The organism is Plantibacter flavus (genome assembly GCF_002024505.1).
Lineage (GTDB): Bacteria > Actinomycetota > Actinomycetes > Actinomycetales > Microbacteriaceae > Plantibacter > Plantibacter flavus_A.
In genome coordinates this window covers 506,922-523,410 of the sequence record NZ_CP019402.1, presented here as the reverse complement: position 1 = coordinate 523,410, position 16,489 = coordinate 506,922, and the positions used below count along the sequence as shown (strand labels likewise).

Below are 16,489 nucleotides of genomic sequence, written 5' to 3'. Positions count from 1 at the left end.
GACGGCGATCCCGCCCGAGGTGACGATGGTCACCCCGGACGGGATCGGTGCAGGCGGGCGCCGGCTACGACGCGACGCGTCGGCGACGGACGACCAGCCACGCACCGGCTGCCAGGAGCAGCCCGGCCAGGCCGACGAATCCGACGACCGAGACACCGGTGGTCGAGAGCGCACCAGGACCGGACCCCGCAGCGCCCGGAGCCGCGGCATCCGCTGCCAGGACGGTCAGCGCCGCCTCGGCCGTGATGCCCGAGTCCGCGCCGAGCGCCTGGAGGGTGTGCGCTCCCGGCACCACGGAAGCGGGCACCGTGAGTGTCGCCACGAACGCACCCGAAGCGTCTGCGACGACGGTCCCGAGGTCGGTCGGGGTGGAGAACAGGGTGAACCGCACCTGCTCCCCCGCGGCGAAGCCGGACCCGGACACCGAGAACGACTCACCCACCCGCACCGACGGCCGGTCGATCGTCAGCGTGCCCTCGGCACCGGGAACCGCGATCCGCTGCGGGCCGACGCTCTCGAGGGTCGGGACGACCGGGTTCATGAGGCCCGTCTCCGGGTCGAACGTCAGTCGGTCGATCGTCGTCTCGCGGTGCTGGCCGTCACCACCCGGGATGGCGAACCGGTGGTAGACGATGTACCAGTCGTCGGTGCCCGGCACGTTGAGGATCGAGCTGTGACCGGTGGCGAGGATGCCGAGTTCGGGTTTCTTCTGCAGGATCACACCGCGGTACGTCCACGGGCCGTCCACACTCGTCGCCGTCGCGTACCCGACCCGATAGTTCTCCGAACCGGTGTCGTCGATCGAGTACGTCAGGTGGTAGATCCCGTCCCGATAGTTGACGAAGGCACCCTCGCGGAAGTCGGTCAGGCCGTCGATGCGCTTGAGCGTGTCGGCCTTGATCGACAGCATGTCGTCCGACAGCTCCGCGTACACCGGCGAACCGTTGCCCCAGAACAGGTAGCTCTTCCCCGTCTGCGGGTCGGTGAACGTGGCCGGGTCGATCGCCTGTCCCGAGGTCACCGCTTCGTCGTTGAGGATCATCGCGTTCGGCTGAGCCGTGAACGGACCGGCCGGACTGTCCGCGACGGCGACGCCGATGGTCTTCCGGTCGACCAAGGGGTTGTGGCCACTGAAGTAGAAGAAGAACGTGCCGTCCTTCTCGCCGATCGTCGGCGCCCAGGCGTTGCCGGTCGCCCACGGCACGTTCCCGTTCGCGCCGTCGAGCGTGAGGATCGGCTCCGCCGAACGCTCCCAGTCGACGAGGTCCTTCGACGACCAGACGTAGAACTCCTTGCCACCCCAACCGGCGAAGCCGTCGGTGGTCGCGTAGATGTAATAGGTGTCGCCCCAGACGAAGACGTTCGGGTCGGCGTAGAGACCGGGGATGACCGGGCTCTTCATCTCGACCGCCCGCATCGTCCACGTCACGGCCTCACCCGAGGTCGGCGTCAACGTCACGGTCACGGGGCTGCTGAGGTCGAGGGCGGTCCCCGAGGCGGGGCTCGCCGTGACACCGGCCGCGGTCGTGAAGGTCGGGCTCAAGGCGGTGCGGTCCGTTCCGGGCTGAACCGGGAAGACGACCTCGTGGCGGTCGTTGTCGACGATCGGGGCGGTCTTCAACACGTCCTCCTCGAGGCCGATGTCGGTCAGTGCCGCGGTGTTCCCGGAGCCGGCGAGCACCTCGTCCGCCGAGAGGGCGCGGTTGTAGATCGCGAACTCGCGGAACGCGCCCTTCAGCCGGTTGTCGGCGTCGTAGTTCGAACGGCCCAGGTAATTGGCGCTCGTCCACCCGCCGCCGATGTCGCCCGGATCCGCCGTCACGGTCCCGGTGCCGACGGCGATGCCGTCGAGGTAGATCGTGGCCGTGGTGCCCTGCAACGTGTACGTCAGCTTCGCCCAGCGACCGCGCGTCAGGTCCTTGCCCTGCGACACCGTCTGCTCCGTGCTCCAGTTGCCGGTCGCGAGACTCGTCCGGTACCCGTTGCCGGTGCTGAACAGGTAGCCGTCGCCGGCGCCACCGGTGGTGTTGCCGAGCCCGTAGATGAAGTACGGGTTGGCCTGCGTCGGGTCGATCCAGACCTCCGCCTCCACCGTGACGTCGGTCACCCCGGCGAGCAGGTCGTCCGGCAGCTTGACGTAATCGTCGCCACCGTCGAGCTGCAGCGCACCGTCGGAGAAGGTCGCACCGCCTTCGACCGTCGCGTCGAGGCCGTTGCCGGACACGTCGCTGAGTGTCGAGCCTGCGGAACCGGCGAAGTCGTAGCGGACGATCTCGCCGTCCTCGTTCGCGGGCACCGGCTCGGGTGCTCCGCCGAGGCTGTCCTCGAGCAATTGCAGCTCTGCAGCCGTGACCGGGAGCACCGTGCCGTGGCGCGGGCTCGCAGGAAGGTCGTAGTCCTTCGCGACCTGCCAGTCCGGGTTCGCGATGTCCTCGGTCTCGAGCGGGATGTAGCCGCGCCCGCCGTACTCGTCGACGAAGAGGTAGAACTTGTCACCGTTGACGTCGCCCGGGTTGGCGGCGAACGCCGTCGGCCCCTCGACCGCGCTGGTGCCTGCGTCGCGACCGATGCAGGTGTCGAGCACCGTCCAGGACTCGAGCGTGGCCCGCAGGTCCGTGGAGGACTCCTGGATGATGTCGGCGCACCCGGTGCCACCGGCGCCCTCGTCCTTGGTGAAGCGGTAGTAGGTGTCGCTCGACTTGATCACCGTCGAGTCGATCCGCGAGACACCCTGGTCCTGCCAGACCTGCGGCTCGCTGAACGTCGTGAAGTCGCGGGTGGTCGCGTACATCATGCGGTGGTAGCTGTTCCCGGTGTGGTCCGGGTCGTCGGCGCCGTAGAGCGACGAAGCCCAGAAGACCACGTACGCGCCGATGGTGTCGTCGTAGTACGCCTCGGGTGCCCAGGTGTTGCCCGCGTTCTCCGGTGCGACCTCGATGTGCCGCTGGTCGGACCAGGTCACGAGGTCGTGGGACTCCCACACCTCGAGGTAGTGGCTGCCCGTGCGGACGGAGTCTCCCCAGGACGTGCCGCTGCCGATCGAGAGGTCGGTGGCGATGAGGTAGAAGGTGTCGCCCTCGGGAGAGCGGATGAGGAACGGGTCGCGCAGCCCCTTCGTACCCTCGTCCGAGGTGAGGACCGGGCGTCCGGCGTTGAGTTCGTTCCAGTCGAGCGCGTTGTTGCCTTCACTGGCGGCGAAGTAGATGTTCTCGCCGGCGAGCGAGTTGCCGGTGAAGTAGGCGAAGGCGTAGCCCTCGTAGTCGGGGGTCGCGATCGCGGCGCGGACGGTCGCCGTGAACTCGCGCGTCGCGGTCGCCTCGCCCTGGCTCAGCGTGGCGGTCAGGGTGACGGTGGTGTCCGTGGCGGGCCGCGTCACGACACCGTCGGTGGTGATCACGGTGGTGTCCGACGACGCCCAGGCGATGTCGATCCCCTCGGGTGCTCCGGGCAGGGTCAGATTCCCGCGCACGTCGTCGACGTTCGCGATCGAGAGCGCCGCCGCGGCGGCGTCCAGGTCCTCCTGCGCCGTGGGGGCGGTTCGGAAGCTGGACTGGGAGGTCGCTGTCGGGGCGGTCCCCGGCGACACCGCTGCGGCGGCGCCGGAGGCACCGACGAGCGGCAGGATCAGGGCCGCGACGGAGGTCGCGACGACCGTTTTGAGGCGCAGTTGTCTCATGGGGGTGGTTCTCCTGGTTCGGCGTCGTTGTCGAGCGGGATGGAACGGGTGGTGCGGTGGGGGTGTGCGGGCGTCAGGTCTTGCGTTTGCGCGAGACCACGAGTCGCTGGAGGAGGACGAAGACGAGCAGGATGCCGCCGGTGATGATGGTGGTCGCCTCCGGCGGGATGCTGCCGTCGCGGGTGATGAGCACGTTCATGAGGCCGAGGACGAGCGCGCCGACGACTGAGCCGAGGACGAAGCCTGCGCCTCCGGTCAGCAGCGTGCCGCCGATGATGACCGCTGCGATGGCGTCGAGCTCCCAGCCGACGCCCGTGATGTTCTGGGCGATGCCGAGCTTCGAGGTGTAGACGACGGCCGCGAGACCGGCCAGCGTGCCGCTGATCACGTAGACCATGAGCTTCGTGCGGACCACGGGCAGCCCCATGAGCAGCGCCGACTGCTCCGAGCCGCCGATCGCGTAGACGGTCCGGCCGAGGCGGGTCTTGTGGAGCACCACGAACGCCGCGGCGACGACGAGCAGAGCGATCAGGACGTTCGGCGTGGTGATGAGGTCATTGATCTTCGGGCCGTCGATCACCTTCCACTCGGTGGAGAGCGAACGGATCGGCGAGTCGTCGGCGAGACGCTCGGGGGTGGTGCTGAGCATCGAGGCGAGACCGCGCCCGAGGAACATCATCGCGAGCGTGGCGATGAACGGTTGCACGTTGAAGTACTGCACGAGCACGCCCGAGAACACGCCGAACGCGGAGCCGATCAGGATCATGATCACCATCACCGCGATCGGGTTCCAGCCCGAGTTCGCGAGCATCACCCCGATCAGGCTGCTGATGGCGATGATCGCACCGACGGAGAGGTCCACGCCGCCCGTGAGGATCACGAAGGTGAGGCCGACGGCGAGGATGATCAGGTAGGCGTTGTTGATGAGCAGGTTCGAGATCGTGCTGGCCTGGACGATGCGTCCGTAGGCGATCTCGCCGTACACGACCATGCCGATGAAGATGACGACGGCCGCCAGGGTGGGCAAGGTCTCGAGGTTGGGCGTCAGCCGGGACAGCAGCGAGCGCCGTGGGAGCACCGGAGCGTCGGGCGTCGGTCGGTCGGTGAGGGTGTTCATGCTGACACCGTTTCCTTTCGCGTGGGGACCGACGCCGTAGGCGTCGTCCGGGACTTCCGCCGGGCGAACAGGGCTCTCACGCGCTGTGACTGGAGGAGGCAGATGATCACGATCACGACGGCCTTGAACGCCGGCGTCGCCGAGGAGGGGATGGAGAGGAACACGATCGTCTTGTCGAGGGTCGCGATGAGGAGCGCGCCGATCACGCTGCCGGTGAGGGAGAACTTGCCGCCGGCGAGCGAGGTGCCGCCGATGACGACCGCGAGGATGGCGTCCATCTCCGCGTTCAACCCGGTCTTCGCCACCTCGACCGTCATGACGCTGGCGGTGCTGAAGATCCCGGCGACGCCCGCGAGGACGGCGCTCACGATGTAGACGGCGATGAGGATGCCGATGGGGCGGATACCCGCCATCCGGGCGGCGCGCGGGTTGATGCCGATGGACTCGATCATCAGGCCGAGCGCGGTGCGCCGGACGAGGAACGCGACGATCGCGACGATGACACCGGCGATGATGAAGACGACGGGGAATCCGAACACGGTGCCGTTCGCGAGCCAGCGGAAGGGCTCGTTCGTGGCGGAGGTGTTCTGCCCCGAGGTGATGACCTTCGCGAGGCCTCGACCGGCGAGCATCGTGATGAGCGTCGTGATAAACGGTTGCAGGCCGACGATCGAGACGAGCACCCCGTTGACCGTGCCGAGGAAGGCGCTCACGGCGAGCGCGAGCAGCGCGGCGACGATGGCCGAACCCGCGTCGCCGCCGCTCTGGTTGCTCATGAACTCCATCGACACGGCGCCGGAGACGGCCATGACGGAACCGACCGAGAGGTCGATGCCGCGGGTGGCGATGACGAGCGTCATCCCGACCGCGATCATCATGATCGGGGCGCTCGCTCGCAGGATGTCGATCGGGTTGCCCGACAGGTTGCCGGTCGTGCCGTTGACGGAGATGCCGAGGTAGCCGGGGTCCTTGATGAGGTTGATGACGAGCAGGAGCAGCAGGGTCACGATCGCCCAGATGTAGGGCTGGTGGACGATGGTGCTGACGACGCCGTGGGCCGAGCCCTGGCCGCCGCGTGCGGAGGAACCGGAACGGGCCGGCCCCTGACTGGTGGCGCTCACGTGGCGCTCCCTTCGGTGGCGATCAGGTCGACGATGGTGTCTGCGGTGACCTCGGGTCCGTTGACGATCTCGCCGATCTTACGGTGGTCCTTCAGCACGACGATCCGCTCGCTCAAGCGCACGACCTCCTCGAGCTCGGAGGAGATGAACACGACGGACATCCCGTCCTCGGCGAGCGCGGCGATCGCCTCCTGGATCTCGGCCTTGGCGCCGACGTCGATGCCACGGGTCGGCTCGTCGAGCACGATGAGCTGCGGCTTCGTCGCCAACCATCGGCCGAGGAGCACCTTCTGCTGATTGCCGCCGGAGAGGTTCTTGATGGGTCGTTCCGGGTCGGAGGGCCGGACGTTGAGTTCGAGCAGGTACTTGTCGCAGAGCTCGTTCTGCTCGCGGCGGGACAGCGGACGCGCCCAGCCCCTGCGGGCCTGGACGGCGAGGATGAGGTTCTCCCGTACGGTCAGGTCGCCGATGATGCCTTCGTCACGTCGGTTCTCCGTGGAGAAGGCGATCTGCTTCGACAGGCCGGCCATGGGCGTGTGGACCTCGGCGGTCGCGCCGTCGATCGTGACCGTGCCGGAGTCGGGACGGTCTGCACCGTAGATGAGCCGACCGAGCTCGGTGCGGCCCGACCCGAGGAGCCCTGCGAGACCGACGACCTCGCCGGCGTGGACCTCGATGTCGACGGGGTCGATGGAACCCTTCCGCCCGAGGTCCTTGGCGCTGTAGAACGCCGGGGTGTCGGCTGTGGCGGTGCGGCCGCGGTTGGAGCCGAGGGCGGCGAGCGCGCCGTAATCCTTGCCGATCATCTTGGAGATGAGCTCGGTGCGGTTGAGGTCCGCGGTGCGGTACTCCCCGACGAACTCGCCGTTGCGGAGCACCGTGAGTCGGTCGCTGATCGCGTAGACCTGGTCGAGGAAGTGGGAGACGAAGAGGATCGCGACGCCCTGGTCGCGTAGTCGGCGCATGACCTGGAAGAGGCCCTCCACTTCGTTGGCGTCGAGGCTGGAGGTCGGCTCGTCGAGGATGAGCACCTTCGACTTCGTGACCATGGCCCGGCTGATCGCGACGAGCTGTTGCAGCGCGAGCGAGATGCTCGAGAGCGGCTGCTTGGGGTCGATGTGCCCGAGGCCGAGCCCGACGAGCGCTTCGTGTGCGGCTTCGTGGGTGCGGCGCCAGTTGATGCCGAAGGGACCGCGGACCTCGTGACCGAGCATGACGTTCTCGCCGACGGTGAGGTTGTCGCAGAGGTTCACCTCTTGATAGACGGTCGAGATGCCGGCGCTCTGCGCGTCCGCCGTTCCGGAGAACGAGCGGGGTCCTCCGGCGACCAGGATCGTGCCGGAGTCGATCTTGTACACCCCGGTGAGCGCCTTGATGAGCGTCGACTTGCCGGCGCCGTTCTCGCCCATGAGCGTGTGGACCTCGCCGGGGAAGAGACGGAAGTCCACGTCTTGCAGGGCTTTGACGCCCGGGAACTCGATGGAGATGTGCTGCATCTCGACGATCGGCTCGGTGATTGCCATGTCTGCCTGGTCGTTCTGCCGGTCGATCCGGCGTCGTCGCCGGGGAGTCTGGTCCCCGGGAAGCGGGTGGGCGGTCGCCCGGCAGCGAAGGGGGGTGGCTGCCGGGCGACCGGGTCGGATCAGTAGGCGCGTTCGGGCAGAGCTGCCGTCGCAGCGTCCGGAGAGTCGAACGTGACGCTCGGCACCACGATGTCCGATTCGACCGTGTCGCCGGCGAGTGCCTTCTTGACGATGTCGATCGCGGTCTCACCGAACAGCGGGTTGTACTCGGCGACGAAGCTCAGGCGTCCGGCGGCGAGTGCTTCGAGCGCCGCCTTGGTGCCGTCGATCGTGATGATCTTGACGTCGGTTCCGGGCTTCAGGCCGGCCTCCTCGACGGCGAGTGCTGCGCCGAGGCCCATCTCGTCGTTCTGTGCGAAGACGAGCTGGACGTCGTTGTTGTTCGCCTTGAGGATGGTCTCGAAGACACTCTTCGCCTCTTCGGTGGACCAGTTGGCCGACTGCGACTCGAGCTTGGTGAAGTTCGGGTCGATGGTGTCGTCCCAGCCCTTGTTGCGGTCGTTGACGACGGAGAGGCCGGGAGGGCCTTCGAGGACGACGTACTTGGCGCCGTCGGGGAACTGACCGTTCGCCCACTCGGCGGCCGAGGCGCTGATGCCGACGTTGTCGGGGGCGATGCGGCTCGTGTAGAGCTCGGTGTCGTTCGGCTCGATGCCGCGGTCGAGCAGGACCACGGGGATCTCGGCCTCCTTCGCGCGCTCCAGGACGCTCTCCCAGCCGGTCGCCTCGGTGGCGGAGAGCAGGATGGCGTCGACGCCCTCGTCGATGAACGAGGTGAAGGCGGTGATCTGCGAGTTCTGGTCGCCGTTCGTCGCCGGTGCGTACTTGAGGTCGAAGCCGTTCTCCTTCGAGAACGAGTCCTGGATGTTCTTCTCGTTCGCGGTGCGCCACCCACCCTCGGGGCCGACGGCCACGAAGCCGATGGTGGTGAGTTCGCCGTCCGAACCGGCGTCGCCGTCGGAGCTTCCGGAACCGCTGGAGCAGGCGGTCGCGCTGAACGCGAGAGCACCGACCAGGGCGAGGCCCGCGAGTGCGCGGACACGTGTTGTCTTGAACATTGTTCTCCTCTTTGAGACCCGCGGTCCCGACGATGGGTGCGGCGTGAATGTGACGTGCGTGGTGCTGCGGTGACGCAGGTGGTCGGTGATTGTTAGCGATCACATCTGCGTTGTGCTGAACATTAGCCACGGCTGGGAAGGGTTGTCAACAGGCAATGTGAGCCCTCACAATTCCTGCGGAGCGGCCTCCCGGCGGTGCCGTCGCGCGCGCTAGAGTCGGGTGATCAGCGGACACCCGGCCGCGACCACCTCGACGGAGAGCTGCAGATGACCTCGCCCACGCCACTCGTGCAGTTGCGCGGTGTGTCCGTGAGCTTCCCCGGCGTCAAAGCGCTCGACGACGTCGACCTCCGGCTGTTCCCCGGCGAGGTCCACTCCCTCATGGGCGAGAACGGAGCGGGGAAGTCGACCCTGATCAAGTCGCTGACCGGGGTCCATCGGATCGACAGCGGAAGCATCCTCCTCGAAGGACGCGAGGTCTCGTTCTCGAGCGTCGCCGACGCCCAGGCGCACGGGATCAGCACCGTCTACCAGGAGGTCAACCTCCTCCCCAACCTGACCGTCGCCGAGAACATCCTCCTGGGCCGCGAACCACGTCATGCCTGGGGAGGGATCTCGGGGAGGCGCATGCGTGAGCGCGCACGAGAGCTGCTCGCCGTCGTCGGACTCGACATCGACCCGGCCTCGCAGCTCTCCGCCCATCCGCCGGCGATCCAGCAGCTCGTCGCGATCGTCCGGGCGATCGCCGTGCGCACCAAGGTGCTCGTCCTCGACGAACCGACCTCGAGCCTCGACAACGACGAGGTCACCGAACTCTTCCGGGTCATCTCGATCCTCAAAGCCGAGGGCGTCGCGATCCTGTTCATCTCGCACTTCCTCGACCAGGTCTACGAGATCTCCGACCGCCTCACGGTGTTGCGCGAAGGCCGACTCGTCGGCGAATACCTCCCGCACGAACTGCTCCGGATCGACCTCGTCCACAAGATGATCGGTAGAGAGCTCGCGACCTTCGACGAGATCCGACGCGGGCTCGACACCTCCGATGAGGGCGACTCCCTCGACGGTGAGGACCCGTTCGTCTCGGCGATCGGGCTCGGGCGCCAGGGTGCGATCGAACCGATCGACCTGAAGGTCTACGAGGGCGAGATCGTCGGCATCGCCGGACTGCTCGGCTCAGGACGGACGGAGCTCGCCAGACTCCTGACCGGCGTCGACCGGGCCGACACCGGCTCGGTGGAGGTGGCCGGGAGGGCCACCCGCCTCGGATCCCCGCGCCGCGCCCTCAAACAACGGATCGTCTACGCGTCGGAGAACCGTCGCACCGAGGGGATCATCGGCGACCTCAGCCTGCGCGACAACATCGCGCTGGCCCTCCAGGCGGACCTCGGGTGGTTCAGACGGATCCCGCTGCGTCGGCAGAACGAACTGGCCGAGAGCTACATCCAGGCGATGGGCATCAAGCCGGCGAATCCCGATGCGCTCATGAAGGAGCTCTCAGGAGGGAACCAGCAGAAGGTACTCTTGGCGAGGTGGCTCGCGCTCGCTCCTCGGTTGCTCGTGCTCGATGAACCGACCCGAGGCATCGACATCGGCGCCAAGGCCGAGATCCAGAAGCTCGTGACCCGGCTCGCCGAGAACGGTCTGTCGGTCGTGTTCATCTCAGCCGAACTCGAGGAGGTCCTGCGCATCAGCCACCGGATCGCCGTGCTGCGCGACCGACGGAAGGTCGCCGACCTCCCGAACTACGACCTCACCGTCTCGAAGCTGCTGGCCGCGATCTCGGAGGGGCCGGACGAGGCCCCGCCGGAACCGAGCACGACCGCCGACGACGAGAGGGGACCGCGTGGCTGAGCCGTCCCGTCATGCGACGATCTTCGACGTCGCGCGGCTCGCGGGGGTCTCGCACCAGACCGTGTCACGGGTGCTCAACGACCTCCCGAACGTGCGGCCGGCGACGAAGGCGCGGGTCGACGAAGCGATCAAGCAGCTGCGCTACGTCCCCTCCCCCGCCGCCCGGACGCTCGTCACGAAGCGATCCCGGACCATCGGCCTCATCGCCACCGGCGGCACCGAGTTCGGGCCCTCGTCCTCGGTCTTGCACTTCAACGCGGCGGCCCGCGACGCACGCTGGTCGGTCTTCACCGCGAACATGGTGGACAGCGACCCGGGTTCCGCGCGCGCAGCGGTCGAGGGGTTCCTGCGCCAGAACGTCGAGGGCATCGCCGTCATCAGCGCGCGCGAGGGGGTCACCGACATCGTGGCGGGGATGGAACTCAGCGTGCCGCTCGTCGCCTTGCACGCAACGCCACGCGCGGGCATGGTGACCGTCGGCGTCGACCAGTACGCCGGCGCGCGCGCGGCGACCGCACACCTCATCGCGCTCGGCCACCGGCGTATCGGGCACCTCGGCGGACCACCGGACGCGATCGATGCCCGCGAGCGTGAGCGTGGTTGGCGGGACGAACTCGCTTCAGCGGGTCTCGTCGCGCAGGTCGTCGGGACCGGCGACTGGACGCCGACGTCCGGATACTCCCTCGGGCGTCAGCTGGACGACGAGGTCACCGCGGTGTTCGCCGCCAACGACCAGATGGCGCTCGGCCTCATGCACGCCCTCACGGAGCGCGGCCTCCGGGTCCCGCTCGACTTCAGCGTCGTGGGGTTCGACGACATCCCCGAGGCGGAGCACCTGTCGCCACCGCTCACCACCGTGCGGCAGGACTTCGAACAGGTCGGCCGGACCCTGCTCGCGACCCTGCTCGACCACGTCAATGGAGAACCCCCGGGAGCGGTGCCGCCCTCGGTACCGGAGCTGATCCTGCGCGACTCCACGGCGACGGCGAACGCCGAGCGCTTGGCGAGGCGCAGCGTCGACGTCCCCTGAGCGTCTCCGGTCACTGAGCCCCACCCGGTCCCTGAGCCACCCACCCCGGTCCCTGAGCCTGTCGAAGGGCGAATTCCCAGGCACCCCCTCCCACCCCTGACCTACACTTGTCGGAGCAGGGGGAGTACTCCTTCGCGACATGCTCGTCAGTACGGATCCGCCATCGGGTCCCGGGGTGTCGGCTCTCATCGAGAGTGGAGAAGACCGTGTTCCGACCATCGCGTCGGAGTCCCGTCCTCGAGCCCCTGGAGCCACCATGGCCGTCACCCCGCTGATCTGGATCATCACCATCGGTGTCACGATCCTCTTCTTCGTCTACGAGTTCTTCGCGCACGTGCGGAAGCCCCACGAACCGACCATCGGCGAGTCGGCACGCTGGTCGATCTTCTACGTCAGCCTCGCCCTGCTGTTCGGCGTCGGCATCGGCCTCGTCTCCGGCTGGACGTACGGCGGCGAGTACTTCGCCGGGTACCTGACCGAGAAGGCGCTGTCGATCGACAACCTGTTCGTCTTCCTCATCGTGATGGCCGGGTTCGCCGTGCCGAAGGCGTACCAGCAGAAGGTGCTGATGATCGGCATCATCATCGCCCTCATCATGCGCGGCGCGTTCATCGCCGTCGGCGCCGCACTCATCGACAACTACTCGTGGATCTTCTACCTGATGGGCGCGCTGCTGCTCTTCCTCGCGTACCGCCAGGCGTTCGGTAGCCACGAGAGCGACCCGGCCAACGGCAAGGTCGTCGGATTCGCCCGCCGCATCCTCCCGATCACCGACACCTACCACGGCGACCGACTCTCGGTGAAGATCGACGGCAAGCGCTTCTTCACGCCGATGCTGCTGACGATCGTCGCCATCGGGTTCGTCGACCTCGTGTTCGCGGTCGACTCGATCCCCGCGATCTACGGCCTCACCGAGGAGGCGTACATCGTGTTCACCGCCAACGCCTTCGCCCTGATGGGTCTCCGCCAGCTGTTCTTCCTCATCGGTGGTCTGCTGGAACGCCTCGTCTACCTCGCCCAGGGCCTCGCCGTCATCCTCGCCTTCATCGGCGTGAAGCTCGTGTTCCACGCCCTCCACGTCAATGAGCTGCCGTTCATCAACGGCGGTCAGCACATCGACTGGATCCCCGACATCCCGATCTGGTTCTCGCTGCTCTTCATCGCCGCGACCATCACCGTGGCGACGGTCGCCTCGCTCGCGAAGAGCCGACGCGACGCGCGGGCCGGCATCGAGCGGTAGGGGTCGACCGACCGCACGTGCGCTCCTATGCTGAGCGCATGTGCGGTCGCTTCGTCGTCACCGATTCCACGTCCACCCTCCTCGCGGACCTCGTGGCCGAGTTCGAGGCGCCTGCGCCCGACTACAACGTCGCCCCCACCACCGAGGTGACCGTGGTCCGAACCCGGCACGAGGAACGGGCCGCGACCAGCGCCCGCTGGGGCTTCGTCCCCGGCTGGGCCAAGGACTTCGCCAAGCAGCGGCCACAACCCATCAACGCGCGCATGGAGACGGTCGCGACCGCCTCCATGTTCCGCAAGGCCTTCGCCTCGGCACGGTGCATCGTCCCGGCCAGCGGGTACTACGAGTGGGTGGTCACCGAGACGGGCAAGCAGCCCCACTTCATCCACGACCCCGACGCCGAGCTCGCGATGGCGGGCATCATCAGCGCCTGGCCCGACCCGGTCAAGGCGGAGGACGACCCCGGCAAGTGGCGGTTGTCGATGGCGATCATCACGCGGGACGCGCACGTCTCCCCGGGCGAGGTCCACGACCGGATGCCGGCCTGCCTGACCCCCGACGGCTACGACGACTGGCTCGGCGACCACCTCGACACCGACCAGCTGCTGCAGCTGCTCGACCGGGAGTCCTTCGCGGTCGCCCACGATCTCACCCACTACGAGGTCACGCGCGACGTCAACAACGTCCGTAACACTGGCCCGCACCTCATCGAGCCACTCCCCGGCTGAGTGTCAGCTCAGGGCGGGTGTCGCGCCCGCTCGGGATCCGACCTGTCGCTCGTCTGTCCCCTTGATCACCCAGTACACGACCGCGACGGCGAGGATGCCGATGGCCGGCGTCAGGTAGGCCGCCCAGGGCGTGCCGAGCGGGGCGAAACCCACCGAGAACGCGGCGACGTCCCAGATGCCGTGCAACGCCATCGCCCAGATGAGGGAGCCGGTCACCCGCCGCACGATGTAGAAGCAGGTGCCCGACATCGCGGCGAGGACCACCTGTCCGAGCGTGTTGAGGAATGGAGCGCCGAGTGCTGCATTGACCAGATGCATGGCTCCGAACAGGAGGGAGGTCAGCAGCCACACCCACACTTCGGAAAGACGTGAGCGGAACGCCGTCAGCAGCAGACCGCGCGACATCAGCTCCTCGCAGAACCCGACCGCCAGGCCCAGCGCGAGCAGGGAGAGGAGGAACGACGGGTCGAACTTCGACCAGTCGGTGTTGACCAGGTTCGCGACGGCGACGACCAGCATGAGGGCGGGGACGAAGATCGGCCACTTGTGGTGCGAGCGTCTCCGCTCGAACAGGGCAGGCCTCCACCATCCCAACAGCCAGGTGGTGATGGCCAGCAGCACCGCGCCGACCGCCAGGTCGAGGACCGCACCTCGCCACGTGAACTCCGCGGACGTCCCGATCTCGGTGTACGCCACCCCACTGAGCTTCGATACGACGAAGATGACGGCGACGTAACCGACGTAGATCGCCAGGCCGATCCAGACACGAGGGGTGACGCGCATACGCTGTTGCCTTCCAGTCGGCAGGGAAATCGATGTCCAATGTATCGGGCGACTGCGGAACCGGCGACGAGCTCCCGGCTGACCGCCGGTCATCCGATGCACCCTCAGCTTCCTCACAGACGCTCGTCTAAGCTAGACGAGCGTCTGACTCAGACGATCGTCTAGCGGCCCGAGCCTGGGCCCTCCACCTCGAAGGAGCGCTCGTGAGCGGTCTGCGCCAGTATGCGATGAACCAGGTCCGCGACGAGATCATCGACGCCGCCGGACTCGAGTTCGGCCGGAACGGCTACGCCGGGACGTCGTTCTCCGGCATCGCGTCCGTCATGGGCAAGCCGAAGTCGGTCATCGGGTACCACCTCTTCCCGTCGAAGCGGAGCCTCGCGCACGCGGTGATCGCGGAGCAGGACGAACGGTGGCAGGCGGCGGACGCACGGATCGGCGTGCCCTACGGCGCGCTCCGTTGGGTGACGATGATCCTCGCCTCCGCGCAGGAAGCGCAGCGGTCCCCCATCGCGATGGGCGCCATCCGGCTCCTGCACGAACTGCCGCGGATGGACGATCCGGTCTACACGGTGTTCGACTGGCGGGCCTACACGCGTACGAACCTCCGCATGGAGGCCGCAGCGCACGATCTCGACCTCCCCGACCTCGACGGCGTCGCAGACGTCCTGCTCGACGCCTGCTTCGGACTCGTCACCACGACGGTGGGCGACGACGATGCGGCCGAGCTCAGTGAGCGACTGATCACCCTGATCCGGCCGATCCTCGCGACCGTCGATCCCGCCGGCGCCGCAGCCACGACGACCGCCGCGGCGGCCGCTCATGAGCTCGTCGCCGGGCAAGCTGAGCACTGACCTCCCCGGGCATCGACCCCTCCCCGAACCCCGTCTCCGCAATCGGAAGGACGCCCATGTCCCAGATCGACGCCGTGCCGAACGGCACCACCCGCAGCACCACGGTCGCGGATCGCGTGCACCTCGTGCAGGGCCCGTCCGTCAACTGGATCATCGTCGAGGGTGACCTCGGGCCGGTCCTCATCGACACCGGCTACCCCGGCGACGGTGCAGCCGTCACCGCGACCCTCGGCGCGCTCGGCTACGCGGTCGAGGACGTGCGGGCGATCCTGCTCACCCACGGACACAGCGACCACATCGGCAACGCGACCTTCATCGCCGGGTTGGCGGAGTGTGCCATCCTCACGTCCCGCGACGAGATCCCCAACGTCCGCCGGGAGGTGCTCGAGCAGGTCGGGCTCGCCGACGTCCAACCCCACCTCGAGCGTCCCGGGGTCGCCGACTGGGTCAGCCACGCCGTCGAGGCCGGCGGACTCGAGGTCGTGCCGCCGACGTCGGTCACCGCGATCGAGGACGTGCCCGAGCTCCGGGCGATCCTCGGGGTCGCGGTCCGCCCGCTCCCCCTCCCCGGCCACACGCGCGGGCACCTCGGATTCCTCCTCATCGAGCACGGTGTCCTCGTCGCGGGCGACGCGCTCGTCACCGCCCACCCCACCAGCCCTCACAACGGCCCGCAGTTGCTCCCCGAGATGTTCCACGGCGACCTGCAGCGCGCCCGCCAGTCGTTGACCACGCTGGCCGGACTTCCGGCCTCCGTCGTGTTGCCCGGACACGGCCCGGCGTTCTTCGGCTCGCCCGCGCAGGCGGCGGCGGAAGCCCTCGCCTTCGGGAGTGCGTTCTGAACCTCCGGCTTCCCGTCGGACCCCTGCGATAGCGTTGGTCGCGTCCCCGAACCCGGATCCCGAGCCACGAGGAAGTGACCATGAAGAACCCGTTCCGCCGCGACGGCAGCCCGAACGATGGCAGCCCGGTCGATGAACAGACCGACGCCCCGGAGCAGCCGAACCAGGGCCGCACCCTCGAACCCGCTCCCGAGGTACTGGCCGAGCTCGACGCACTGAACGGGGCCTGCCGGGCGGCGCCGGACGACATCGACGCGCAGATCCGGCTCTGGCGGGCGGTCGCCGCACTCGACCGGTGGGTCTTCATCAACCGCGGTCCGGAGGACGACCCGCGGCCATATGCGATCGCCGCAGAGCCCGGCAACCTGCTCTGCATCTACAGCAGCGGGACGCGGGCGCAGGAGGCCGCCTACGCGAACGGCCTGGTCCCGTCCGATGCCACGGTGTCGCTGCTGGCGGTCCCGATGCCGGGCGCGATCGACTGGGTGCTCTCCTTCGGTGAGTTGGGCGTCGCCGGCGTGACGATCGACTACCCACGCCTGGGCGCCTGGTCTCCGCTCCCGAACCTCGCCAGGCTCCGTCCGGCAAGCGGCCAGGGCTGACGCC

The 16,489-nt window shown here is 68.2% G+C and carries 13 protein-coding genes; 7 read left to right on the top strand and 6 right to left on the bottom strand.

Features of this window, described 5'->3' with window-relative positions; all coding sequences use genetic code 11:
• Nucleotides 1-64: 64 nt before the first annotated feature.
• The 5 genes from BWO91_RS02395 to BWO91_RS02375 all read right to left on the bottom strand — a co-directional run bounded on the left by BWO91_RS02395 (nucleotide 65) and on the right by BWO91_RS02375 (nucleotide 8,555).
• On the bottom strand, nucleotides 65-3,676 hold the full coding sequence (locus tag BWO91_RS02395; RefSeq protein ID WP_205847567.1) for a family 43 glycosylhydrolase: 3,612 nt from the start codon (nucleotides 3,674-3,676) through the stop codon (nucleotides 65-67).
• Nucleotides 3,677-3,749: 73 nt separating this feature from the next.
• The gene (locus BWO91_RS02390; protein ID WP_079000995.1) at nucleotides 3,750-4,793 is read right to left on the bottom strand and encodes an ABC transporter permease; all 1,044 of its coding nucleotides are present in this window, start codon (nucleotides 4,791-4,793) and stop codon (nucleotides 3,750-3,752) included.
• Nucleotides 4,790-5,830, bottom strand: a complete 1,041-nt coding sequence (locus BWO91_RS02385; RefSeq protein WP_079003803.1) for an ABC transporter permease — start codon at nucleotides 5,828-5,830, stop codon at nucleotides 4,790-4,792. Before BWO91_RS02385 ends, BWO91_RS02390 begins: the two co-directional genes overlap by 4 nt.
• 80 nt (nucleotides 5,831-5,910) lie before the next feature.
• The gene (locus tag BWO91_RS02380) at nucleotides 5,911-7,437 is read right to left on the bottom strand and encodes a sugar ABC transporter ATP-binding protein (protein WP_064295086.1); all 1,527 of its coding nucleotides are present in this window, start codon (nucleotides 7,435-7,437) and stop codon (nucleotides 5,911-5,913) included.
• Nucleotides 7,438-7,556: 119 nt separating this feature from the next.
• Entirely contained in the window at nucleotides 7,557-8,555 is a 999-nt protein-coding gene (locus BWO91_RS02375; RefSeq protein ID WP_079000993.1) for an ABC transporter substrate-binding protein, read from the bottom strand.
• 267 nt (nucleotides 8,556-8,822) lie between these two features.
• On the opposite strand from BWO91_RS02375, the gene BWO91_RS02370 reads away from it, so the two are divergent.
• The 4 genes from BWO91_RS02370 to BWO91_RS02355 all read left to right on the top strand — a co-directional run bounded on the left by BWO91_RS02370 (nucleotide 8,823) and on the right by BWO91_RS02355 (nucleotide 13,404).
• Nucleotides 8,823-10,406, top strand: coding sequence for a sugar ABC transporter ATP-binding protein (locus BWO91_RS02370; RefSeq protein ID WP_079000991.1), 1,584 nt, complete (start codon nucleotides 8,823-8,825; stop codon nucleotides 10,404-10,406).
• The gene (locus BWO91_RS02365) at nucleotides 10,399-11,436 is read left to right on the top strand and encodes a LacI family DNA-binding transcriptional regulator (RefSeq protein ID WP_079000989.1); all 1,038 of its coding nucleotides are present in this window, start codon (nucleotides 10,399-10,401) and stop codon (nucleotides 11,434-11,436) included. Before BWO91_RS02370 ends, BWO91_RS02365 begins: the two co-directional genes overlap by 8 nt.
• Before the next feature lie 256 nt (nucleotides 11,437-11,692).
• Nucleotides 11,693-12,676 (top strand): TerC family protein, encoded by a 984-nt coding sequence (locus tag BWO91_RS02360; protein ID WP_079000987.1) that lies wholly within the window; start codon nucleotides 11,693-11,695, stop codon nucleotides 12,674-12,676.
• A gap of 38 nt (nucleotides 12,677-12,714) precedes the next feature.
• Nucleotides 12,715-13,404 carry an SOS response-associated peptidase gene (locus BWO91_RS02355; protein WP_079000985.1) on the top strand — a complete coding sequence of 230 codons (690 nt, stop codon included), beginning with the start codon at nucleotides 12,715-12,717 and terminating at the stop codon, nucleotides 13,402-13,404.
• A 3-nt stretch (nucleotides 13,405-13,407) separates the two neighbouring features.
• Here BWO91_RS02355 and BWO91_RS02350 read toward each other — a convergent pair whose 3' ends face one another.
• Entirely contained in the window at nucleotides 13,408-14,187 is a 780-nt protein-coding gene (locus tag BWO91_RS02350; RefSeq protein ID WP_240555653.1) for a CPBP family intramembrane glutamic endopeptidase, read from the bottom strand.
• Between the two features lie 203 nt (nucleotides 14,188-14,390).
• Here BWO91_RS02350 and BWO91_RS02345 point away from each other — a divergent pair, with 203 nt between their 5' ends.
• From BWO91_RS02345 to BWO91_RS02335, 3 genes are all read left to right on the top strand, one after another.
• Nucleotides 14,391-15,041 carry a TetR/AcrR family transcriptional regulator gene (locus tag BWO91_RS02345; protein WP_153303355.1) on the top strand — a complete coding sequence of 217 codons (651 nt, stop codon included), beginning with the start codon at nucleotides 14,391-14,393 and terminating at the stop codon, nucleotides 15,039-15,041.
• A 56-nt stretch (nucleotides 15,042-15,097) separates the two neighbouring features.
• Nucleotides 15,098-15,883, top strand: a complete 786-nt coding sequence (locus BWO91_RS02340) for an MBL fold metallo-hydrolase (protein WP_079000981.1) — start codon at nucleotides 15,098-15,100, stop codon at nucleotides 15,881-15,883.
• An 80-nt stretch (nucleotides 15,884-15,963) separates the two neighbouring features.
• A complete protein-coding gene (locus BWO91_RS02335; RefSeq protein ID WP_205847566.1) occupies nucleotides 15,964-16,485 on the top strand; it encodes a hypothetical protein in 522 nt (173 codons plus the stop codon).
• Nucleotides 16,486-16,489: the final 4 nt, after the last annotated feature.

What these genes read in the sequence shown, in the direction of transcription:
- BWO91_RS02395 (WP_205847567.1), bottom strand. Translation starts at nt 3,676, where the DNA reads ATGAGACAACTGCGCCTCAAAACGGTCGTCGCGACCTCCGTCGCGGCC.
- BWO91_RS02390 (WP_079000995.1), bottom strand. Translation starts at nt 4,793, where the DNA reads ATGAACACCCTCACCGACCGACCGACGCCCGACGCTCCGGTGCTCCCA.
- BWO91_RS02380 (WP_064295086.1), bottom strand. Translation starts at nt 7,437, where the DNA reads ATGGCAATCACCGAGCCGATCGTCGAGATGCAGCACATCTCCATCGAG.
- BWO91_RS02375 (WP_079000993.1), bottom strand. Translation starts at nt 8,555, where the DNA reads ATGTTCAAGACAACACGTGTCCGCGCACTCGCGGGCCTCGCCCTGGTC.
- BWO91_RS02370 (WP_079000991.1), top strand. Translation starts at nt 8,823, where the DNA reads ATGACCTCGCCCACGCCACTCGTGCAGTTGCGCGGTGTGTCCGTGAGC.
- BWO91_RS02360 (WP_079000987.1), top strand. Translation starts at nt 11,693, where the DNA reads ATGGCCGTCACCCCGCTGATCTGGATCATCACCATCGGTGTCACGATC.
- BWO91_RS02355 (WP_079000985.1), top strand. Translation starts at nt 12,715, where the DNA reads ATGTGCGGTCGCTTCGTCGTCACCGATTCCACGTCCACCCTCCTCGCG.
- BWO91_RS02350 (WP_240555653.1), bottom strand. Translation starts at nt 14,187, where the DNA reads ATGCGCGTCACCCCTCGTGTCTGGATCGGCCTGGCGATCTACGTCGGT.
- BWO91_RS02340 (WP_079000981.1), top strand. Translation starts at nt 15,098, where the DNA reads ATGTCCCAGATCGACGCCGTGCCGAACGGCACCACCCGCAGCACCACG.
- BWO91_RS02335 (WP_205847566.1), top strand. Translation starts at nt 15,964, where the DNA reads ATGAAGAACCCGTTCCGCCGCGACGGCAGCCCGAACGATGGCAGCCCG.